Genomic DNA, 22,493 nt, shown 5'->3' with positions numbered 1-22,493 from the left:
GCCGTGGATTCGTTATGATCGGGCCTCTAGTGCTTGAAGGAACGCTGGCCCGTGAAGACCATGGCCACCTGCGGGGAGGCCTCGTTCACGGCCTGGATCACTTCCCAGTCGCGGATGGAGCCGCCGGGCTGGGCAATGGCGGTGATGCCCTGACCGATGCACAGGTCCACGCCGTCGCGGAACGGGAAGAAGCCGTCGGACACTGCCACGGAACCGGGCAGGCCGCCCTTGGCTTCCTTGGTTCTGGCCTCGATGTCGGCAAGTTTGGCTGCCATGTCTTCGTCTTCCTCGGCCTTGAGGCGCAGCTCGAACAGGGACATGCCCAGTTCGTTGAAGGCCAGCAGGTCGGCGTACTTGGTGTATGCCTTGGATACGGCGAGCTGCACGCAACCCACGCGGTCCTGTTCGCCGGTGCCGATGGCCGTGGTGGCCCCGTCCTTGACGAACAGTACGGAATTGGAGGTCACGCCGGCTTCGACGGCCCAGGCAAAGAGCAGGTCGTCGGCTTCCTGTCTGTTCGGAGCGCGGGCGATGAAATTGTTGCCGTCCTTTTCGGTTTCGGCGGGCATGAAGTCGTCTGTCGAAAGGATGCGGTTGCGGAAGGAGAACTGGACCACCATGCCGCCGTCCATCAGGGACTTGATGTCCAGAAACGGTTCCCGGCTGAACTGGTCGAGCTCCTTGATGCCCGGGATTTCCATGATGCGCAGGTTCTTGCGCTGCTTGATGGATTCCAGAGCGTCCGCATCGAATTCGGGGGCGGCCACGACCTCGAAGTACGCGGAGTTGATGATATCGGCGCAGGCCATGTCCACCTTGCGGTTCAGGATGATCGCGCCGCCAAAGGCCGCGATGCGGTCCGCGTCGAACGCCTTTTTCAGGGCCGAGGCAACGCCGGATTCGTCCCAGGCCGCGCCGCACGGGTTGTTGTGCTTGAGAATCACGGCCGCAGGCTTGGCGGAAAGGTACTGAAGGATGTTCAGCCCGTTGTCCACGTCGGTAAGGTTGATCTTGCCCGGGTGCTTGCCTGCCTGGAGCATGTGCTCCTCGGACAGGGAGGACACCAGACCCCGGCCCGCACCCTTGAAGGTCACGCCGCCGATTTCAAGGCCGCCTTCGGCCAGTTCGAACAGGGCGGCGGGCTGGTCCGGGTTCTCTCCATAGCGGAGGCCCTTTGTCTCACCGTCGATTTCCCAGGTCCGTTTGCGGAAGACCAGTTTCTGGTCACCCAGAGTCAGGGTCAGTTCCCCGGCAAAAGGATCCTGCTGAAGGGTCTTGTACATCTGCTTCAGATCGCTCATGGCACTCTCTCCATTGGTATTGTCTGCTGGATGGGCGGTCATATCACAGGAGTCACCGGCGGGCAATTCGATTGTCCCGGCCTTTCCCGGACGTCCACCGCACCTCTTTTTCGGCATTTTGTCCAGATTATCACGGCTCATGACGAAAATACTGTTCCCCGTACGGGGTTTCATGCATATATTTAGGCATAAGAGCAGAAATGTCGTCGGAATGAAATCGTCTACATATCTTATCAAATGGTCGGAGGATGTCATGGCTGTAAAGAAGTTTCGCGATTGGAGCATGCGTACCAAGGTGCTGAGCATCTTTTTCTCGACCATTGCCTTGGTGCTCATCGGGTTGTTCGGATTCTTTCTGCCCATAGTGGGGGATTCCCTCATGGAGGAAAAGCGGGTCGCCACCCGGAGCGTGGTGGACGTTGCCTATGGCATCATCGGTTTTTTCGGCGACAAGGCTGCTTCCGGCGCCATGAGCGAAGAGGAGGCCAAGCAGGGGGCCATGAAGGAAATCAAGACCATCCGGTACAAGGGCAACGAGTATTTCTGGATAAACACCATGGATGAAGTCATGGTTATGCATTCGGCAAATCCTTCGCTGGATGGAAAGAATCTGCATGACATCAAGGACCCGGATGGAGTCTACATCTTCCGCGAGTTCGTCAAGGTCAGCCGGGAAAAGGGGGAAGGTTTCGTCAATTATGCATGGCCCAAGGAAGGCTCGGATCAGCCCGTGCCCAAGGTCTCGTTCGTCAAGCTCTACAAGCCGTGGGGCTGGATTGTCGGCACCGGCATCTATGTGGATGACGTGGAAACCCAGCTTGCCAGTCTGCGCTGGCAGATTCTCATTCCCACCGTCATCGTGATTCTGGTCATCGTGGGCGTCGTGTTTCTGGTGGTCGGCAGCATGGTTCGTCCGCTTCAGGAAGCTTTGGAAGTTTCCAACCACATGGCGCGAGGGGATTTGTCACGCGACATTGCGGTCAGGAGTCACGACGAGGTCGGGCAGCTTTCCCAGGCCATGTCCAACATGGTTTACGAGATTCGCCGGGTTGTGACCGAAGTCCGCATGGCCGGGGAACAGGTGGCTGCGGGTAGCGAGGAGCTTGCCGCCAGCGCCATCGAGCTGAGTCAGGGCGCAACCGAACAGGCCTCGGCCGTGGAAGAGGTTTCGGCCTCCATGGAGGAAATGACTTCCAGCATCGGTCAGAATGCGGAGAACGCCAAGACCACCAACGACATGACCAATCAGGCTGCCTCGGATACCGAGCAGGGCGGACAGGCTGTTGCCAAGACCGTGGCAGCCATGAAGCAGATTGCGGAAAAGATTCTCATCATCGAGGACATAGCCCGTCAGACCAATCTGCTTGCCCTGAATGCGGCCATCGAAGCGGCCCGGGCCGGTGAGCATGGCAAGGGATTCGCCGTGGTTGCGGCAGAGGTGCGCAAGCTGGCCGAACGGTCCGGAACCGCAGCGGCAGAGATCAGCGAACTCTCGTCCTCCAGCGTGGAAGTGGCCGAACAGGCCGGAGAACTGCTTGGCAAGATCGTGCCGGACATTCAGCGCACAGCGGAACTGGTGCAGGAAATCTCCGCCGCCACCAATGAGCAGAATGCGGGTGGCGAACAGGTGAACCGTGCCATCCAGGAACTGGACAAGGTCATTCAGCAGAACGCCTCGGCGTCTGAAGAGGTTGCGTCCACGTCCGAAGAGCTTTCCGGGCAGGCCGTGCAGTTGCAGCAGGTCATCCGGTTCTTCAAGCTCGACGACCGCGACGTGAGTGCACCGCCGCCGACTCAGGTTTCCGTGAAGAAGAAGGCGGCTGCGGCCCGACCCAAGCCGCTTGCTGCGGGCAAGCCGACAAGACCTGCCAAGCCGGCCCCGACCGCTTCTTCCGGGGACGAAGGAATCGACATGGACATGGAAGGCGACGACGACTTCGAACGCTTCTAGAAGACGATTCCGGCATGTTGACCCATTAACGTGAAAACGCCGCTCGAAACCGGGCGGCGTTTTCACATTGGCTCCCGGATTCTATTCTGTTATAGGAGAATTCCCGGCAACCGTTCGCCGGAGTCTGCAAAAAAAAGGACACTCGAAGCGCATCATGGAAAAAGCCCTGCTCAAACTCGCTCGGCAACTCAATGCCTATGACGAAGCTTCTCTCATGAATCTGTGGGAGAAGTATGCGGATATCGTACAGCATTTCGAACCCACCAAGCAGTGGGAGGAGTCGGTTCTGGTCTTCAACCTGATTCAGGCGGTCCGTTCCAAGAATCAGTTGTTCAATCACGAATGGGCGCAGTCCCGCATTCCGGACGCGCCGCATGAAATCGATCTGATCGCCCTGACCGCTCCGGAAAAGAAGACCCGGGATTCGGAAGGGGAAAATTCCCGCAATGGCGAGACCGAACGGGACAAAAGCCATCGCCGAGGCAAACTGTTGAAGCTCAATCCCCGGTCCGGCGATTGATTTGCGCGCAATTCCGCAGTTGACATATCTCTAAATTTGTATTTACGGAAGATAACCGTTCGTGCGTGCAAAATCCTTTTGCGAGGATAATCCGGTTATTTTAAGGAGCTAACCAATGGCCAATACCGTGGTGTTCGGCTCCCAGTGGGGAGACGAAGGCAAGGGCAAGATAGTTGACATGCTCGCTGAAAAGGCGAACGCGATCGTTCGGTTCCAGGGAGGCAACAATGCCGGGCACACCCTGGTTGTCAACGGCGAAACGTGCATACTCCACCTCATCCCTTCGGGCATTCTGCACGAGGGCAAGAAGTGTATCATAGGCAACGGCGTGGTTCTGGACCCCGTGGTCTTCTGCAAGGAACTGGACCATCTCGCCGCGCGCGGGGTGGACGTTTCCCCGGAAAGACTGATGGTCAGCAACAAGACCCACGTCATCATGCCGTACCATCAGCAGATGGATACGGCCCGCGAATCCGCGAAGTCCGATTCCAACAAGATCGGTACCACCGGACGCGGCATCGGTCCCTGCTACGAGGACAAGATGCATCGTTGCGGCATTCGTGCCGCCGACCTTGCGGACAAGGAACTTCTCCGCGAGAAGATAGCTCGTGCGCTTGAGGAAAAGAACGTGCTCTTCCAGCACCTGTACGGTCTGGAACCCATGAGCGCGGATACCATTTTCGAGGAGCTGCTGCCTGTGGCCGAGCGTGTCGTTCCCTATCTGGGCGACGTGTCCACCGCCATTCAGGAAGCCGGAAACGAAGTGCTGTTCGAGGGCGCTCAGGGTACCCATCTGGACATTGACCACGGTACCTATCCCTTTGTCACGTCCAGCAACACCGTGACCGGCAATGCCGCGTGCGGTTCCGGCTGTTCGCCTCGCGAACTGGAGCGCATCGTGGCCATTGTCAAGGCCTACACCACCCGCGTGGGCGGCGGCCCGTTTCCCACCGAGCAGCTCAACGAGGATGGCGACTACCTCCAGAGCCAGGGCGGCGAATTCGGTGCAACCACCGGACGCAAGCGTCGCTGCGGCTGGCTGGACCTTGTCGTGCTGCGCGAGTCCGTGCGTCTGAACGGCCCCACGGAGCTGGCCATCACCAAGCTGGATGTGCTGTCCGGCCTCAAGGAAATCAAGCTCTGCGTGGCCTACGAGTACAAGGGTGAGACCATCGAGTATACCCCGCAGGAGCAGAATTCGCTGGCCCATGTGAAGCCGGTCTACGAGATTCTTCCCGGTTGGGACGAGGATATCACCGCTGCCCGGAGCTGGGACGATCTGCCCGCCAATGCGCAGGCGTACCTGCATCGCATCGAGGAGATCACCGGCGTCAAGGTCGGTCTGGTTTCCGTTGGCCCGGATCGCGCCCAGACCTTCTAAGCAGCATTTGTGGAGTTGCGAACATGACTGTCCCTGTTGATCCGCTGACCGCCCTTGCCGGGCAGGAACATGCGGTGCGTCGTCTGGACGCCATGGCTGCCAATCCTCCGCAATCCATAGTCATCGAGGGGGGCGACGCGGATACGCGCGTCGCCCTTTCCCTTTACTGGGCCATGCTGCTGAATTGCCGCTCGGCCCAGCCTCCGTGCCGGTCCTGTGCCTCCTGCCGTCAGATCGCGGATCAGGTCTTCAACGATCTGCTCTTTTTCGACGGCCGGGAGGGACTCATCAAGGTGCAGTCCATACGCGATACCCGGGGCGTGTGGGGCCAGCCGCCAAACGGCGACGGCTACCGCGTGACCATTTTCGCCGAGGCCCAGATGTTCATGACCGAGTCGGCCAATGCCCTTCTCAAATCCCTTGAGGAGCCCCGGCCCGGCAACGTGTTCGTGCTGACCGCGCCGCAGCGGGAACGGCTGCTCGAAACCCTTGTTTCCCGGTCGTGGGTTGTTACCCTTGCGTGGCCGGACCAGCGGGACAATGCTCCGGACGTTGCGGAATGGGTCGATTCCCTTGTGCGTTTCTGGCGTACCGGGCAGGGCTGGTTCGAACGCACATCGCCCAAGGGCGCCGTGGACAAGGACCTTGCCATGCAGGTCGTGCTTGGCGTGCAACGCGAACTGCGTGAAGCCATGATCGGCTCGAATTCGACCTCCGCATCCTCCCAACTTGCCCAGGCCTATGGACCGCAAGGACTTCGCCGGATCGGCCTCGTGCTTGATCAGGCGCAGGACGCCCTGAATACGCAGGTCCCGGTCAATCCCTCCCTCGTGCTCGACTGGGTCGCCACCCGCATGATCTAGACATGCCTCCGGCGTCTCCCGAATTTTTTGATTCTCCACCTCCTGCAAGGGGTGAGGGAATTTGTCCGGTTTGTTTGGCGGCGCAGGGAGATGTGGAAAAGCGGAAGATTTCGCTATCGAAGAATAGAACTCGGGGAAAATCAAAACAGAGTTTGCCTTTTTTTGAACCTACCCGTTTCGGGAAATGAAAGTGGCCGGATGCATGTCCCGACAGGGCGTGCATCCGGCCTCTTTCATTTCCCGAAACATATGGGGATCCAAGGGGCCTTGCTCCTTGGCGGGTCTGGGCGGCGCCCAGCCCCCCGGGAGGGTCGCCGAAGGCATTTGCTTTTGTTCCACATTGAGCCTGTTGCGTTCTCGTTGTAGAGTACATGGAACGGGAATCGACCATGCGTGAAAAAATCGTGAAATATTCTGCGGCAGGCCTGTGCCTGACCTGCCTGATCGTGCTGGCTGGCTGGTTCGTGGTTCTGCCTGTGCTGCTGTCGTCGGTTCTGCCGGGCGTGGTGAACGGCGCACAGAATGCGGTGCTGGTCCGGCAGTGCCGGGTTGCGTCCGTGGGGTGGAATGCCTTGCAGGTTCGCGATGTGCTGGCGGATGTGCCGGGCATGGGCAATGCGGAAATCGATTCACTGGAAGTGGCGTATTCCCCGGGTGAATTGGTGCGTGGGCATGTGGCCGGAATTCGAGCCCGGGGCGTGAGCCTTGTTCTTGCGGACACGGCTTTTCAGGATCGGGGCGACGCGGAACACGGCGAGGGGATTGCGTTGGAACGGTTCCCGGCCCTGCCACGGGTTCGCGTGGACGATGGCGTGATATCGCTTCCCGTGGCCGGGCGCAGACAGGAAGTCCGCTTCGGACTGGAAGGCGGCGTTGAGCCTGGCCTGACCCGGGCAGGATTTTCGTTGCGCGCGGAAGCTCTGGGCGCTGTCGTGGCGGCAAGGGGCGATGCGGATTTGAACAGCGGGCGTGCGGTCATGACCCTGAAACTGGACCGTGCGGCCTTGCAGGAAATGGCGCGGGCCTCGGGCGTATTGCCCGAAGGCGTGGTCGTGGCGGGGCGGGGTGCGGGCACGGTCGAGGCCGAGTATGATTTGAAACAGGGCGGCGGCTCCGCATCCATCTCGTCGACATGCAGGTGGATTCCCCGGTTCTGTTGCGCAAGGGGCAGGTGCTGGCTTCGGCTGAAGGCGTGTCCCTGTCCGCACGGCAGACAGCGGACGGGCTGCTTCATTTTGATGTCTCCACCAGGCATCTGGAGGCGGCGGACCTTGCCGCCCGGTTGCATGCGGCAGGGCGCATCCGGTTTGCCAGGCGGACTGAAGCGTCCATGGAGTATGATTTGCTGCTTCGGGACGGGGCAGACAGGGAACTTCGCGCCGTGGGCCATGCCCGGGCCAGCGTGGAGCAGGGGGAATGGTCTGCTTCCGCAGGATGCGACGTGAACGGTTCGGTTCGTGAATTTGTCCTGCCGCAATGCGTGTTGCAGGGCGAGGCTCGGGGGAACGGGAAACAGGTTGCCCTGCAATGGAGTCTGCACGGAAAGCCGGGCGCATTGATGCCGGGCGATGCAACCATCGATTTTGGCCCGTACAGAGCGCAGGGGGAACTGCGCGGCGAATTGGGCGGCTCGATTGCCGGACCAATCGATGTGCGGCTGGAAACGGTGCGCGTCCGGGCCGGGGATGCGGAAGGCGCATGTGCTGCCCTGAGCCTGTCCGGGACCGTCCGCATTGCGCCCGAGATCGGAGCGGAACTCGTGCTGCAAGGGAGGAATCTTTCCGTGAAGGGGAAGGGCTTCCGTGTTGCCGGAGGCAAGCTTTCCCTGCCCGTGCGATTTCCTCTGGAGACAGGGGAATGGGGGCGGCTCAAGGTGGCCCGGATCAGGGCTGTCGGGCGCGAATTGGGAAGTCTGGATTTGCGGGTTCGTCAGAATCGTGATGCGTTGGACGTGCAGGGCGCCTATCTTGGGGAGCTGCTGCCCGGGCTCAAGGCTTCGGTAACGGGCAGGGTGGAGCCGTTCGGGAGTGATCTCGTGCGGATGCGGGCGGATGTGGACAGTTACGAGCTGCCGGGCGGTTTCGATCTGGGGCGACTGGCTCCGCAGTTGCAGGGGGTGACCGGTGACGGAATTCTCATGGCCTGGGTCGGGTTCGGGTACGGCGTGTGCGGCACGTCGGCTCAGGGCGAGATCTACCTGACGGGCGGCAATCTGCACGATACGGAAAACGACGTGCATGTATCCGGAATGCGGCTTTCCCTGTACATGCCCGATCTGCTGACGCTGCGCAGTGCCCCGCTTCAAAGCGTGGCGTTCGACAGGCTGGATTTCCGGGGCATGCGCTTCGACAACGGGGAGGTGCTGTTTCAGGCCGAGGAACGCGGGGCGGTCGTGGTGGAAACCGTGACTTTCGACTGGCTGGGCGGCAATATCCAGTCCATGCCGTTTCGCGTGGTGCCAGGCAGGGACGAGTATGACCTGACCCTGTACTGCTCGAATCTGCGCATCACGGAACTGCTGGAGCAGCTCGGGTTTGCGGATGCGCGGGGCGAAGGCCGGGTGAGCGGGCGGATTCCCGTGTCCATCCGCAATGGCGTGGTGCAGTTCAAGGCGGCGCAGCTTCAGTCCTCGCCCGATGTCGGGGGCAATCTGCGCGTGCGACAGGCGGAAAACCTGCTGGCCGGAGTGCCTGCAAGTTCGCCCCAGTATGTGCAGCTCAGGATTGCGAGCGAGGCTCTCAAGGATTTCGAGTACAGATGGGCCAAGGTGACTGCGTCGAGCAACGGGGAGATGCTCAAGGTGCAGTTGCAGCTTGACGGAAAGCCCGCCGGGAATTTACCGTTTCAGTATTCCAGGGATTTCGGTTTTGCCGAGGTGTCCGCCGAAGCCGAAGGCATGAATTTTCAGGGCATCAGGCTGGACGTGAATTTCAACCTGCCGTTCGACCGCATGCTGCGGTTGCGCAGGGTGTTCGGCAACAACAATTGAGGGGAACCGCGATGAAACATCTGCTCATCGGAGCCGTCCTGGCCGGATTGCTGCTTGCGGCGTCGGCCTGCTCCACCAGCCATCAGGTGGAGGTCAAACCCGTGGAGGTCAAGCCCATCCACATCACCATAGACGTGAACGTCAAGGTGGACAGGGAACTGGACGACTTTTTCTCCGACATAGACGACGCCGGACCTGCCCCGGCCGGTGAAAGCAAGACGGAGTAAGCCATGAAACGCACTGCTGCCTACATCTTTATGGTCGTATTGGCCCTTGCCCTGTGTTCCGGACCGGCCTTTGCCGGGAATCTCAAGGATCGCATGGTGCAACGTCTGCCTGCAATCAATGCGCTCAAGGCACAAGGTGCCGTGGGAGAGAACAATCAGGGCTATCTGGAATCCCTGACAGGCAAGGGCGGGGACGTGGTCTCCGCGGAAAACGCCGATCGCCGCAAGGTGTATCAGGCCATTGGCAGAAAACAGGGGGTTGCCCCGGAATTCGTGGGCCAGCGCCGTGCAGCCCAACTTCGGGAACGGGCCAGACCCGGGGAGAAACTTCAGGCCCCGGACGGCTCGTGGTACAGAAAATGATGTCGTGAAACCGGACAGCCTCCAGTCAATGGAGGCTGTCTTTTTTTCATGCGGACCTGTCACGTTGCAAATTGCAGGGAATGGTGAAGAAGACCGTGGTGCCTTTGCCCTCTCGACTGTCCAGCCAGATTTTGCCGTTCATGAGTTCCACCAGGCGTTTTGCTATGGGGAGTCCCAGGCCGGCCCCGCCGTATTTCTTGGTCATGTAGTCTTCAACGATCGTAAAGCGCTGGAATATTTCGTTCTGTTTTTCCCGGGGGATGCCTATCCCGGAATCCTCGACCCGAAACAGGAGCGTTGTCCGCTCTCCCGACTGGATGCGCGGTTCCACGGAAATGGTTATCTCGCCTTGCGGCGTGAATCTGATCGCATTGTTGAGCAGGGCGACAAGCACCTGCCTGACAAGGTCTACGTCGCCATGGACAAGGCAGTCGTCATCTTCCGGCATGTCCACGGTCAATTGGAGTCCCTTGGCCTTGATTTGGGGATCGTACAAGGTGTTGAGTGGTTCGAGAATGTCGTGGAACCGGAATTCCCGTATGACGGGCCGTATCGTGCCGCTTTCCGCCGCGGAAAGTTGCAGCATGTCGTTGACCACGGTTTGAAGTCGCTTCGTGGATTCCAGCTCCGCAGTCAGATATTCCTTCTGCTCCGGGGTGATGTCGCCGGACAGCAGCAGTTGGGTCATGCCCATGATGCCGTGGAGCGGCGTGCGGAGTTCGTGGCTCATGTTGGCGAGAAAGGCGCTTTTCGCAGTGTTGGCGCGTTCGGCTTCGGCCTTGGCCTGTTCCAGTTCCGCGGTTCGCTCCCGTACCAGTTTTTCCAGCAGACGGGTCTGACCGGACAGGGCCAGATGCGTGCCCACGCGAGCCAGAACCAGCGCGGGGACAACGGGTTTGGCAATGAAATCCACTGCGCCGAGGGCAAACCCCTTTTCCTCGTTTTCCGCCTCATTCATGGCGGTGACGAAGATGATGGGGATGGATTTGCGCTGGGGGTCGTCCTTCAGTATCCGGCACAGTTCGTATCCGTCCATGCCCGGCATCATCACGTCCAGAAGGATCAGGTCCGGGGAGGCTCCCGAGTCCATCAGCTCCAATGCTTCAAGCCCGCTCAGACAGGCCTGTACGTCATGGTGCGGAGACAGAATCTCATTCAGGACCATGAGGTTGTCCGCAACATCGTCAACGATCAGTATTTTTGATGTTTTCATTCTCGTTTCCGGTTGATTGCAATGTCTGTATCCCGGTTGTCAGAACGGTTTCCGCCTCCCTGAAGGCGAAGGATGTCAGGTGACGGGTCAAGGCTTCGGCCATGTCCGGCGCCACCGAGGCCAATGGGGAGCGGAGCTGATCGAATTCCGTGAGTGCGGCCGTGTCGTTGGCTCGAACAAGACCGTGCAGTTTTCGCAGGTCGGAAAGGAGATTCTCCCTTGTCATGCTGAAGGAGGGAGCGGCTTCGGCATCCGGGGGCGTGGACAATTCCTTCTGCATCAGGTCTTCAAGAAGCCGCATTTCCTCACGGAGTTGGTTGATGCTTTGAATCGAGTCCGCGTTTCCGTCCAGAAACTGGTGTTCCAGCTTGGCAAACAGGGCGGAGGCGCGCTCTGCACCGATGTTTCCGGTCACGCTTTTCTGTGTGTGGGCAATGTCGCGCGCTTCCGCGAAATCCTCGGCAGCAACCAGCGCCCTGAGCTTGTCGGCGATGCCTTTCGCTTCATCCAGAAAGCGTTGCTGCAGGCGGCGGAGCAGGTGCGTGTTGCCGTTGAGTCTGGCCAGTGCCCTGTCCGAAGCCAGAGTCCTTGCCTTTTCCGGGATTTCCGGAGGGACTCTGGGGGAGCGCGTCGGAGTACCGCTCTTTTTTCTGGATGGCAGCCAGCGTCCCAGTGTTGTCATGAGGGTGTCCGGAACAATGGGTTTGGTAATGTGATCGTTCATGCCTGCGGCAAGGCTTTTGGCCCTGTCTCCGGACAGTGCGTGTGCTGTCATGGCAATGATGGGGATCGGGGTGAAGTCCGGGTCCTGCCGAAGGGTTTCCGTGGCCTCCAGTCCGTTCATGCCCGGCATCTGGATGTCCATGAGTATCAGGTCGAAGTTGTCGGCGTGCGCCATTCTGACGGCTTCTCCGCCTGAAGCGGCAATGGTCACGGAGGCTCCGGCTCCTTCCAGCAGTTCTCGTGCCACCTGCTGATTGATTTCATTGTCCTCCACCAGCAGTATCCGGCTTCCGGGAACATTGTCCGGCACGGGAATGGAATGGGGAATCGGGCGGGTATGACGGGTTGTTCCACCGTTGCCGTAAAAGACTTCCAGAATCGTATCGAAGAGCAGTGATCTGTTCACGGGTTTGAGCATGAAGCCGTCCAGAGGGCTTTGTGCCGCTCTGGTCTGGACCTCGCCGTATCCGTAGCTGGTCAGCATGACGACCTTTGGAACGTTTTTCAGTTCGCCTCTGCGCTTGAGGTGCGCGGTCAGTTCCAGCCCGTCCATGTCGCTCATGCGCCAGTCCGTGACTACCAGAGAGAACGGATCACTGGCATCAGCCTTGTGAACCAGATCGAGAGCCTCACGCGGATGGCCAGCAGTGGAGACGCGAAAGGAAAAGGAGGCAATCATCCGGGCCAGAATGGTCCGGGCTATTTCATTGTCGTCCACTACGAGGACGCGCATGCCTGCCAGTTCCGGAGGGTACGCGCTTTGCCATTTGTCCGGAATCTTCTGAAGGCCCAGACTGAGGAGCAGGGTGAAGGTGCTGCCCTGTCCCGGGGTGCTTTCCAGAGACAGTTCGCCGTGCATGAGTTCGGCCAGACGCTTGCAGATGGCGAGTCCCAGCCCCGTGCCGCCGTAGACTCTCGTCGTGGAGCCGTCCGCCTGACTGAATGGTTCGAAAATCTGTCTGGCCTTGTCCGGGGGGATGCCGATGCCCGTGTCCTGAACCTGAAAACGGAGCAGTGCCGAGTCCTCTTCCTTCTCCATGAGTTCGGCGGAAAGGATCACTTCACCGCTTTCCGTGAACTTGATGGCATTGCCCGCCAGATTGAGCAGAATCTGGCTGATCCTGAGCGTGTCGCCGATCAGATGGTTGGGTACCTGACTCTGGACCATGAGGTGCAGGCCGAGTCCCTTGTTTTCCGCCTGTGCGCTCAGGATGGTGGCCACGTTGTTCAGAAGGTCGTCCAAAGTGAATTCCACCGCCTCGATGGTCATTTGGCGGGCTTCGATCTTGGAAAAATCCAGAATGTCATTGATGATGTGCAGAAGCGTTTTCGCGGATGCGTCTATTTTCTGCAGGTAATCTTCCTGCTTCGGCGTCAGTTCCGTCTTGAGGGCGAGGTGAGTCAGACCGATGATCGCATTCATCGGGGTGCGGATTTCATGACTCATTCTGGCGAGGAAATCGCTTTTTGCGCTGTTGGCTTCTTCCGCATCCTGTTTGGCCCGTTCCAGCTTTTTCCGGGAGGTTATGCGCGAACGTACGTATTTGGCGCGCGACAGGGCCGCGAACAGGGCGAGGAGAATTGCGGCCCCATAGGCTCCGGCAAAGGATTGCGGAGATACCGACGCGGATCTGACGCGCGAAAGATTCGCCACGCTGACGAGTTTCCATTTTCTTGTCTGCGATCCGGGGATGTGCAGGGTGTCGTCCGGGGCCACGAGTATGGTGGCAAAGGAGTACAGGGCGTCGCCGTGTGCAATCTGGCCCGAGGCTTCGGCCTCGATGCGTTTCCACAGCTTCGGGTTTTCGTTGGCAAAGCTCAGATTGCTGCTCTCGGGGTACATGAATGCCCATTCCCTGGTCTTGTCCGGGGACAGGAGCCAATAGCCGTCGGAATTGAGCAGCATGATCGAGCTCTTGTCGTTCCTTGCGGCTCTCAGCGCGTTGTCGAGGATGTGCTGCCCCTTGTAGTTCAGCACGATCACCCCGGTCTTTCGTTTCCCCGCGACTTTGGTCACGATGCGGAGCATGGGCTTGATCGGGATTTCTATTTCCCCGTGTTCGATGTTCAGGTCCAGAGGGGATACGTAAATGCCGCCGACCGGAAGTTTCAGGCCCTCGGTGACGTAGTAGCGTCCGGCCTTGTTCTGCAATTTTGACTTCGGAACCGCTTTCGGGTTTCCGTTGTTGTCGTTCACGCGGACGAGCTCCATGCCATCGGACGCGATCAGGCGAATCTGGTCGTAGTGCGTATTGATCCGGCACAGGGCGATGAACTCGTCAGACAGTTTCTTCAGGGTCTCGTCGCTGTCGTTGTCCAGATATTCCCTGAGTTCGTAATGGGAACCCAGTACCTTGAGATCGAGAAAGATCGACTGGAGGTGAATGGAGAGAGGTCTGGATATCAGGTCCACCTTCTTGGATTCGTTCCATCGGGTCAGGGCTTTTGCCCGGCTTGTTTCCTGCTGATAGGCATAGAACAGGACGCCGCCAGCCAGGATCGCCAATGTTGCGAACGTGGCGATGAAGCTGAGGGTTGCGGCGCGTTCGGCTGAATGGATTTTCTTGGCTGCCAACGTCGTTCTCCCCGGGTGCATGGTTGTTTCCCAGAAATGAACGATATTGGTTTTGACGTATGTGGTGGATTATAAATCGGATTCAGATGAGGGCAATGCGGGCGCACTGGGAGCCCTTTGGAATGAATGCGTTGAGTTCGATCTCGCCGTGCAGGGGTTGCGAAAGCTGGCGGGCAAGAAAGCTTGAAGCATGTTTCTCGAAGGATTCTCCGGGCCTGTCAAAGGTGCGGCAGAACATTTCGCCCCAGTTTGTCGAATAGATGACCGCACACTGTTCGACGTGCCGCGCGTCCGGCGGGGCGGTCAGGTTGAGGATGAAGAATGCCTTGCATACCTTTTCGGCTTCCAGCCCTGCGCTGATGGGGGGCTCGAAAGTTGCGTCATAGGGGAAATATTCCCGAAGGTGGGTCATCAGTTTCTGCAAATCCGTCACGGCAAGGGGGGCCACGGTGCGATCGGCCAGCAGCAGGCTTTTGGGGACCGTACATGCGGTTGGCCAGTATCCAGGCCACCATCATGCCCGGATCGTGATTCCTGTGCAGTTCCTGAAGCGTGGAGGCGGAAGCCTTGGCATCGTCCTTCTGGCCTCCCCGGAGAACCCAGACATGGCGTTTGCCCGGTGCTTTTTCCGCAGAAAAATGAAGCACCTGAAATTCCTGTCCGGCCTGATCCAGAAACGGAACGCGGGTCACCTTGTTCCGGCGGGAGGAGAAATTTGCGGAAACCCGGCGCCCCAGCCGCGTGAGGTCTTCCGGCGATATGCGCGCCTGACCTCCCCCGGCTATGCCGGACTGGATATTCTTGTAGGCGGCCACCATGAATCGACGCACGGCCGCGCCGGTTTCCAGGGAATGAGCAAATGATCCGGCCCGGTGCAGCGTGCGTTTGCGGCCCTTTTCTGCATGTTTCAGCGCGCGGGCGAGGCTGACGTCTTCGGGGCGGGCTGGAAGGCCGAGAAACTGTCTTGCGTCGGACAAATCCGCCTTGAGGCGGAACGAATCCGCGAGCAGGTGGACCGCATCGGTCGCCTTTTTCGTCTGATAGAATTCCAGAAGCGTACGGAACATGGCGGCATACGGATCGATGCTTGTCACGTCCCGGTGCCGGAGAAACAGGTTGCGCTTGATCTCGTCGCACAGGGAAAGGCCTGATTCGCCCAGATTGGCATAGTGTTCGAGCAGTGCGATCTTCATCACGGACTTGAACGGGCTGTGTACGGCCTTGACCATCTGCCACAGGGATGCGCCGAAAAATTCGTCCGCCGGAAATCGGGCGAGGTGGCCGAAGTCCTCGAATCTGGGGATGCCTGCAAGCGGATAGCGTGCGACCGAGCGCATTCGCGCAGCGTATGTCCTGGCATCCGCGCCCGGGGGCATGGTCCACCATGCGAGGCGTTTCCCGGCAAGGCGCAGAGCGGTCCGGTAGAACTCCTCCTTCAGGAGCAGGGCCTGTGCGGTCCCGGAACTTTCCTCGTCGCCGGCCGCGAAAATATTGTTGCGGATGTCGTGCATGGTCATGGGAAAGAAATGCAGTTCCAGCCCGAACTCGCTGTCGGCCCAAAGCTCCAGCGCCCGAAGCTTCCTTTCCAGTCCGGCCTCGGATTCCATGTCCATTCCTGTGTCATTCAGACAGAGCCAGCAGTCCAGATCGGACTTTTCCGTCTGGGCCATGGTTCCGGTACTGCCCATGGCGTACAGGGCGGCAATGGTCACTTTGGGCTTTCGTCTGCCCGGTGTCGTGCCGGGAAGAAACTGCTCTGCGAGTTCCATCGTGGTCAGGTCCGCAGCATGGCCCCACATGCGGCAGGGAGGCACGTTGTCCAGCTTGAATCGGGTCTCGAAGATGTCCGTGTTCAGGAGGTGGGGCAGCAGTTTCACGAATGCCGCCTGCTCCGGGGACATGCGCCGGCGCATGGATCGGGTCCGGCTCAGGTTGCGGGCTGCCATGCGCGATTCCCGCCTGAGTATGTCATGCTCTCGAACCCAGGCCAGAAGCACCTGTTTCGCGGTTTGCAGCTGTTTTCCGGAAAGGCATGTCATGCCGGGAGCCGGGATGGTCTGGAGACGGGCTGCCGTTTCCAGCAGTGTTCTTTCCCGCGCTTCGAGAAGAATCGGGTGGGCCGTGTCCGAACCGGATATGCGGCATCCGCGGGCAGGGCACAGGTCGAGTTCCGCGGCAAGAAAGGACGAGTCCGAAATGGCGAGTCCGCGAAAAAGACAGCAGCGTGCCTCGAATCCGGCCACGCTTGACAGCGTGAACCTCGTTTTCGAAAGATCGCATCGTTCCAGACGCGAGGTCTTGATGGTGCAGTGGTGCAGTCGGGTTGCGGCCAGAATGGAGTCTGCGATTTCCGTGCGGAGGAAACGGCTGTCCCGAATGTCGGCTTTGGTCCACTGGGTGCCCTTGAAACGGCAGTTGCGGAAAACGCAGTCATCAATCACGACATTCGTCAGGTCGCAGCCGTCGAACACGCAGTCCGTGAAGCGCGTGCCGGAAAATCGTGTCCCGGAAAAAATCGCATGTCTGAAGGAAACCGAGGAAAAACTGCTGTTCAGGACAAGTCCTTCCTGTGCAATGCATCCGGATATCGAGGTCCGGGACATGCCGAGATCGGAAAGCGTGGCGCGGGAAAGCGTGGCATTCTTCCATTCCCGGTTGCTCAGGGTCAGGTCCCGGGCCTGCACTCCGGACAGGTCCGCATCCCGCAGCACGCGGGCGGACAGACGCTTGACCTGATCGTCTCCCTTGCCCAGCAGCTTGCCCAGCAGACCGACCCTGGGGGAATCCGATGGCGGCTCGGGAACCGGGAGTGGTGAAGGGGCGATGGCAGGGGACGGAGGGAGGAGGTCCGTGAAGGACTCGGTGTGCCTGCCGAGAGCTGTGCGAACGAATTCCGGGGCGATGCGGCACAATGTCGCAAACGTGTCCGTGACGGCCTGATCCCGTTCCGTTCGCGGGGTTGCGGAAAGGTAGCGGGCAAGCCCTTCCTCGCCGAGCAGGGGGATGCGGGGAAGAATGGCCTTGCGCAGGTTGGGATAGTTCTGTGCCAGCACGGCCGCGGCCTTGCCCGAGGTGGTGCGTTCCTGCATCAGAAAGCCGTCCATGCAGGCCCCGGCCATGTTCGCATCCGGGGTCTGGAGCTGTATACGCAGCATTTCCCGCACGTTTTTGTCTCCGGCAACCGCGGTTCGGCAGATGTCGCGAATCAGGCCGGGGGTGGCGGATATTTCCCCCTGCACGATGTTGGCCGCCATGTCTCCGGCCAGTTCGGGATCGTCCAGAGCCAGCAGGGCCAGCCGGGGCATTTCGTCGTCGCCTCTTCCGGCCAGCCGGAGCAGGAGCCAGTCCCGGAATCCGAATCGGTTCAGGGTGGCTGCCAGAGGATAGGCGAGCCGGGCCCCTTCCGCGCCCAGAGAGGCCACAAAGGGCAGCAGATCCTCGTGGGCTTCGTTTTCCAGCGATGCCGCCAGCGACTCGGCCCATGTCGTGTCCATTCGTTCCGCCTTGCGGCAGGTTGCGGTCAGCAGTTGCTGGGCCAGGGCGAGCCGGGATCGTCCCTCCATCCCCGCAACAATGGTTTCGAGCTCGCGGGGCGGGATGGTTCGGCCGGATGCGAACCGGAGTACCTGGGCGCGGCCGAACGTACTCATGTCCAGCAGTGCGGCCAGAGCGACCCTGATGAAGTGTCTGTCCGTGGTGGTGTCCAGAGCGTGGCTGACGGCCAGCACTGTCCGCCCCAGTTCCGGCCAGTGTTCCCGCGGTGTTTTCCCTGACGGGATGGCGGCGCGCAGGGATTCCAGCGCGTCAGCGGCTTGGCCGAGGTCCCGGCCCGGTCCGTCGAGAGCGGTCATGACGGCCTGTGCGCGGGAAGCTATGTCGGTTCCGGGTCTTTGCATCGGGTTTCTCCGGTTCCGACAGTATCCCCAGCTGTTGGGGCAAGTCAAAAGAGCGATGCCTCGGCGAGTTATTTTTTTGCGTCCGCGCAGGGCGGCGGCCCTGCATTTTCCGGGATGGGCAGGGAGGGGAAAACGCCCGGGAACCCGCTGAAACACTTGTTTGAAAGCCAAAAACTTTTTGACTCGATTGACGTGATGGCCTATCTTCCCGATTCGGTAATAAATTACTTCGTCAATGCTGATAAAATCCATTCACAAACCAAGTTCAGGATGCCGAATCATGTACACCCTGCGTACGCTTCCCGGGGACGACGTTCGCCAGATAATGTGGCGTTTCGCCGACCGGTTCGACCTGCAGATGACCGTCCAGTCCGCAAGGAACATCGCGCGTAGCGTGGTGGCCAAGCTTGTGGCCGAGGGCGCGCGCAATACCCACGAATGGACCGATCAGAAGGCCGAGCTGCTCACCGCCTTCGATCAGTCCGGATTGACTTCCCTGTTCATGGATCCGCATCAGGGCGGGTTCATCGAAGGCCCCAAGAATCTGGCTCTGGCGCTGGTTGCCTTCGAACTGGCCTGGGTGGACGGCGGTTCCGCCACCTGCTCTCTGGCCAACAATCTGGCCCTGGCTCCCATCCATGAGAAGGGAACCCCCGAGCAGCGTGACGAATACATGGCCCGCTGCGTGCCGCCCCAGCCCGGCGACGACCGGACCATCGACCGGGGCGCATTCGCCCTGACCGAACCGCTGCCCTACGTGGGCGTGGACACCGGCGTGCTGGTGGGCAAGGTTCGCGTTGCCGAGTGGAACGACGATGGCGAGATCATGCTTCAGGTGGACAAGCGCGGCCGTTTCATCACGAACATGGATTTCGCCACGTTCGTGACCGCTGCCGTGGAATCCGACGACGAGCGCATCAAGGGCTCCTGCATGATCATTCTGGAAGAGGGCGACGAAGGCACGTTCGACCGTGGCGCGCCCACTCTCAAGATGGTGCACCAGCTTTCCTCCACCCGTGATCCCGTACTCAATCTCAAGGTCCCGGCCAGCCGCATCATCGGCGGTTACGAGGTCAGGGACGGGGTGATCATCCCCAAATACAGCCACAGCGAGATCATCGGGTCCGTGTTCCACCGCACCCGCATTCCCGTGGGAATCATGACCACGGCCAAGCTGATTTCCGCGATCGAGCCGGTGATTCGCTATCATCGTTCCCGTTTTCAGGGCGGGGATGCCGCACATCCGGGCAGCCCGCGTTTCGACAAGGGCCTTCAGCAGAACGAGGACGCGTTGCAGCGTCTGGTGGACGTGTGGGCCTCTGGCGAGGCCGGAGCGTCCGTGGGCTTTGCCGCCTGTCGTCTTGCCGATGATTTCGACGCCGTGGAAAAGGCCAAGGAAGCCGCGTTCGAGGAGCAGGGCGTTGTGGGGCCGCGCAAGCAGATGATGGCCCTGCGCAAGATTTCCGACAAGGTCATGGAATATGTGGACCTGGAGTACGCGGACCCTGCGGAACGCGATCAGGCCCGGTACGAGGAACTCGGGAGCGATCCTCTGGTGCGTTTTGCCTACATGGACGCGCTGGCAGGCATCCTGAACCCGGGCGTGAAGCTCTGGAACACCGGCGTGGGCGCGACCGTGATGCGCGAGGCCATCAGCCTTGTGGGCGGCTACGGCATCACCGAGGACTGCCCCGGTTTCCTGATGCAGAAGTGGACCGACGCCCAGCTCGAAGCCACCTATGAAGGCCCCGAGGCCGTGCAGCGTCGCCACCTTACGGCGACCATGCCGTCTGCGGTCTTTCAGCGCACCGTGTCCGCATGGATCGGTCAGCTCGGTCGTCAGGCCGGGCAGGGACTGGGCGCGGAAACCGTTGCCGCAGGGCTGGAGCTCTGGCAGTGGACCATGGAGCATCTCCAGAACTCCAGGGACGCCGAGGGCCGCAAGCTGTACCACGGCAAGCGGCAGGGCGTGACTTTTGCCATGGCCGATGCCCTGAGCTGGCTGCTCGGACCGTACTATCTGGTGCAGGACGTGCTGGAACTGGCCGAAAAGGGGCCCATGAGTGCGACTCTGGCAGACGGTCTGGAGGATCTTGTCGCGTTCTACAAGGATTTGAGCCGGGTGCAGGCCGCCCGCGCCGTGGGCGAGGCCGTGCGCATTTGCACCGAGCTGGTCTACGGTTTTGCCGAGACCGCGCCCGAGGAGCTGGAAGGATTCGACCTGCTCAAGGCCAAGGCCGATCGCAGCATGGCCGGCGCGCGTCTTGCCAAGGACCGCGCAGGCAATGCCTTGACCGGGGTCATGATCCCGGAAGCCCTTGATTATCCCATGGGCTGACAATGATATTGACGGGGAGGGAGGCCGCACGGCTTCCCTCCCCGATTTCACGTCCTGAACCGGTTTGTGTGCGGCAGGGCGGTCGGCTGGATGTTCCGGCCTTGGGAGAGGGGCGGCAAGGCCCTTTCCTGCGTTTTCGAACCATGCGAAATTTTTTGGCGTCCGCCTTGGCGCGGCCGCAGCATCACGGAAGCGGACCGTGAATCGGTTCGCTTTCCCGGAGGGAAGGAATGAGCGACCAGTCTGTTGAAATGCCTGAAGTTCCCCGCTCGGAAATGCAAACCGACATCGTGTGCGTGGGGTTTGGCCCGGCCGTGGGCGGTTTCCTCACCACCCTGACGCGCGGGCTCATGAACGAGGATGGAACCCCGGTGGCCGAATCCTCGGTCATGCCCGGAATGCCGCCTCAGGTCATCTGCTACGAGCGTGCCGACGACCCCGGTTTCGGGGTGTCCGGCGTGGTGACCAAGGGCAGGGCCATCCGCTTGAGCTTTCCCGATCTCGATCTCTCCCAGATACCCATGGCCCATGAAGTGACCAGCGAAAAGGTGCTGTATCTCATGGACCCGGTGGGCGCGAGCCGCCGCAATGCTGCATTTCGGCTGGCGGACAAGACCCTTGCCCGGTGGTCCGAGGATCATGCGTTTTCCCTGCCGTTCATTCCTCCGTTTCTGAAAAAGGAACCGGGCATGATCTTTTCCATGGGCCAGTTTTCCTCGTGGGTGGCTGGCAATGTCATGGGAACGGGCATGGCCCAGATATGGCCCGGAACTCCGGTGGCCGGGCCGCTCGTCGAGGACGGCGCGGTCAAGGGCGTTCGGCTCGTGGATCAGGGCGTGGACAAGGACGGCAATCCGGATGCCGGATACATGCCGGGCATGGACATGAAGGCCGCGCTCACCGTGATCGGCGATGGTCCCGTGGGTGCGGTTGGTCAGGCTCTGGACCGCGAGCTTGGTCTGCCCGACGGCAACCACCACCGCGAATGGGCCGTGGGCATGAAGGTCGTGGTGGATCTGCCCGAAGGCTGCGAATGGGAGCCCGGCACCGTGCTGCACACCATCGGGTATCCCGAACCCGAGATTTTCGGTTTTTTGTACGTCTACCCCGGCAACGTGGCCTCCATGGGCATTTTCGTGCCCTCATGGTTCGACAATCCGGCCCGTACCGCCTACCGCTATCTCCAGCACTGGATGATGCATCCGTACATCTGGAAGCGTATTCAGGGCGGAACCATGCGTTCGTGGGGCGCGAAATCCTTGCAGGAATCCGGCAAGCAGGGCGAGCCGCATCTTGTGGGCGACGGGTTCGCCCGCATCGGCGAAGGCTCCGGCTCCACCAACATCCTGACCGGATCGGGCGTGGACGAGGCGTGGGCCACGGGCGTGCAGCTCGGCGAGTCCGTGCTGGAGCTGCTCAAGGCGGGCAAGCCGTTCACCAGGGCGAATCTGGAAGCCACCTATGTGCATCGGCGCAGGCATTCTTGGGTGGACAGGGAAGCTGATGTGGCGGCCAAGGCGCGCAACGGCTTCTGCAGGAACGCGCTGCTCGGCATTCTGGGCATGGGCATGACCGGCCTGACCAACGGGCTGCTCAACCTGCCCGGGGACAACCGGATGCCGTGGGAACGTTTTTCGTCTCTCGAAGAATATTACGACGGCTGGATTCCGGCCGGAGAAATCGAGGAAATTCGCGCCAAATGCAAGGCCGAGGGCAAGTCCCTGCACGATGCGCTCATGGATCGCGTGGGCTGGCCCGAGATTCCCTTTGACGGCCAGCTTCTGGTCTCTCATCAGGACGCGCTGCTCATGGGCGGCAAGGTGCAGGCCATGCCCGGCTATGCGGACCATGTTCGCTTCGGCAATCCGACCCTGTGCGCAGCCTGCAGGGAGCAGGTCTGCGTGGAGGCGTGTTCCGGACAGGCCATCACCACCAACCCGGAAAAGGGCGCACCCCTGTTCGACAGGGAAAAATGCGTGCACTGTGGCGCGTGCCTCTGGAATTGCAGTCGGGCCGACCCGCTGGACAACACCCGGAGCAATGTGCGTTTTTCCGCTGGCTCCGGCGGCCTGCATTCAGCGGAAAACTAGGCGACAATGTCTTTGATCCGGTCGGGCGCGAAGACTTGCGCCTCGGCCGATATGCCATGCGGG

General features: G+C 60.5%; 15 protein-coding genes. 10 read left to right on the top strand and 5 right to left on the bottom strand.

All coding sequences use genetic code 11. The features are described from left to right. Positions 1-26: 26 nt before the first annotated feature. Positions 27-1,301, bottom strand: a complete 1,275-nt coding sequence (locus MPN23_RS06980) for an IMP cyclohydrolase (protein ID WP_243546979.1) — start codon at positions 1,299-1,301, stop codon at positions 27-29. A 253-nt stretch (positions 1,302-1,554) separates the two neighbouring features. Between MPN23_RS06980 and MPN23_RS06975 the strand changes: the two genes are divergently transcribed. From MPN23_RS06975 to MPN23_RS06940, 8 genes are all read left to right on the top strand, one after another. Then, the gene (locus MPN23_RS06975) at positions 1,555-3,252 is read left to right on the top strand and encodes a methyl-accepting chemotaxis protein (RefSeq protein WP_243546978.1); all 1,698 of its coding nucleotides are present in this window, start codon (positions 1,555-1,557) and stop codon (positions 3,250-3,252) included. Positions 3,253-3,406: 154 nt separating this feature from the next. Further along, positions 3,407-3,772, top strand: a complete 366-nt coding sequence (locus tag MPN23_RS06970; protein ID WP_243546977.1) for a hypothetical protein — start codon at positions 3,407-3,409, stop codon at positions 3,770-3,772. 115 nt (positions 3,773-3,887) lie between these two features. Further along, positions 3,888-5,153 (top strand): adenylosuccinate synthase, encoded by a 1,266-nt coding sequence (locus tag MPN23_RS06965; RefSeq protein ID WP_243546976.1) that lies wholly within the window; start codon positions 3,888-3,890, stop codon positions 5,151-5,153. A 23-nt stretch (positions 5,154-5,176) separates the two neighbouring features. Then, on the top strand, positions 5,177-6,016 hold the full coding sequence (locus MPN23_RS06960) for a DNA polymerase III subunit delta' (protein WP_243546975.1): 840 nt from the start codon (positions 5,177-5,179) through the stop codon (positions 6,014-6,016). A 389-nt stretch (positions 6,017-6,405) separates the two neighbouring features. Next, positions 6,406-7,461 carry an AsmA family protein gene (locus MPN23_RS06955; protein WP_243546974.1) on the top strand — a complete coding sequence of 352 codons (1,056 nt, stop codon included), beginning with the start codon at positions 6,406-6,408 and terminating at the stop codon, positions 7,459-7,461. Then, the gene (locus tag MPN23_RS06950) at positions 7,347-9,005 is read left to right on the top strand and encodes an intermembrane phospholipid transport protein YdbH family protein (RefSeq protein WP_243546973.1); all 1,659 of its coding nucleotides are present in this window, start codon (positions 7,347-7,349) and stop codon (positions 9,003-9,005) included. The genes MPN23_RS06955 and MPN23_RS06950 overlap by 115 nt, the downstream gene beginning before the upstream one ends. 11 nt (positions 9,006-9,016) lie before the next feature. Beyond that, positions 9,017-9,232, top strand: coding sequence for a hypothetical protein (locus MPN23_RS06945; RefSeq protein ID WP_243546972.1), 216 nt, complete (start codon positions 9,017-9,019; stop codon positions 9,230-9,232). 3 nt (positions 9,233-9,235) lie between these two features. After that, a complete protein-coding gene (locus tag MPN23_RS06940) occupies positions 9,236-9,595 on the top strand; it encodes a YdbL family probable chaperone protein (protein ID WP_243546971.1) in 360 nt (119 codons plus the stop codon). Positions 9,596-9,641: 46 nt separating this feature from the next. On the opposite strand, the gene MPN23_RS06935 is transcribed toward MPN23_RS06940, so the two are convergent. The 4 genes from MPN23_RS06935 to MPN23_RS06920 form a co-directional block, all read right to left on the bottom strand. Continuing rightward, positions 9,642-10,808 (bottom strand): hybrid sensor histidine kinase/response regulator, encoded by a 1,167-nt coding sequence (locus tag MPN23_RS06935; RefSeq protein WP_243546970.1) that lies wholly within the window; start codon positions 10,806-10,808, stop codon positions 9,642-9,644. Then, the gene (locus MPN23_RS06930) at positions 10,780-14,106 is read right to left on the bottom strand and encodes a hybrid sensor histidine kinase/response regulator (RefSeq protein WP_243546969.1); all 3,327 of its coding nucleotides are present in this window, start codon (positions 14,104-14,106) and stop codon (positions 10,780-10,782) included. The genes MPN23_RS06935 and MPN23_RS06930 overlap by 29 nt, the downstream gene beginning before the upstream one ends. Positions 14,107-14,188: 82 nt before the next feature. Continuing rightward, entirely contained in the window at positions 14,189-14,518 is a 330-nt protein-coding gene (locus MPN23_RS06925; RefSeq protein ID WP_243546968.1) for a hypothetical protein, read from the bottom strand. After that, positions 14,487-18,002 (bottom strand): class I adenylate cyclase, encoded by a 3,516-nt coding sequence (locus MPN23_RS06920; protein ID WP_243546967.1) that lies wholly within the window; start codon positions 18,000-18,002, stop codon positions 14,487-14,489. The genes MPN23_RS06925 and MPN23_RS06920 overlap by 32 nt, the downstream gene beginning before the upstream one ends. 280 nt (positions 18,003-18,282) lie before the next feature. Between MPN23_RS06920 and MPN23_RS06915 the strand changes: the two genes are divergently transcribed. Both MPN23_RS06915 and MPN23_RS06910 read left to right on the top strand, forming a co-directional pair. Then, positions 18,283-20,340, top strand: coding sequence for an acyl-CoA dehydrogenase family protein (locus MPN23_RS06915; RefSeq protein WP_243546966.1), 2,058 nt, complete (start codon positions 18,283-18,285; stop codon positions 20,338-20,340). A 230-nt stretch (positions 20,341-20,570) separates the two neighbouring features. Next, on the top strand, positions 20,571-22,430 hold the full coding sequence (locus MPN23_RS06910) for a 4Fe-4S ferredoxin (RefSeq protein ID WP_243546965.1): 1,860 nt from the start codon (positions 20,571-20,573) through the stop codon (positions 22,428-22,430). The last annotated feature ends 63 nt before the right edge of the window (positions 22,431-22,493 follow it).

Source organism: Pseudodesulfovibrio tunisiensis, from assembly GCF_022809775.1.
In the GTDB taxonomy this organism is placed as follows: domain Bacteria; phylum Desulfobacterota; class Desulfovibrionia; order Desulfovibrionales; family Desulfovibrionaceae; genus Pseudodesulfovibrio; species Pseudodesulfovibrio tunisiensis.
This window is presented reverse-complemented; position numbering and strand designations above follow the sequence as displayed.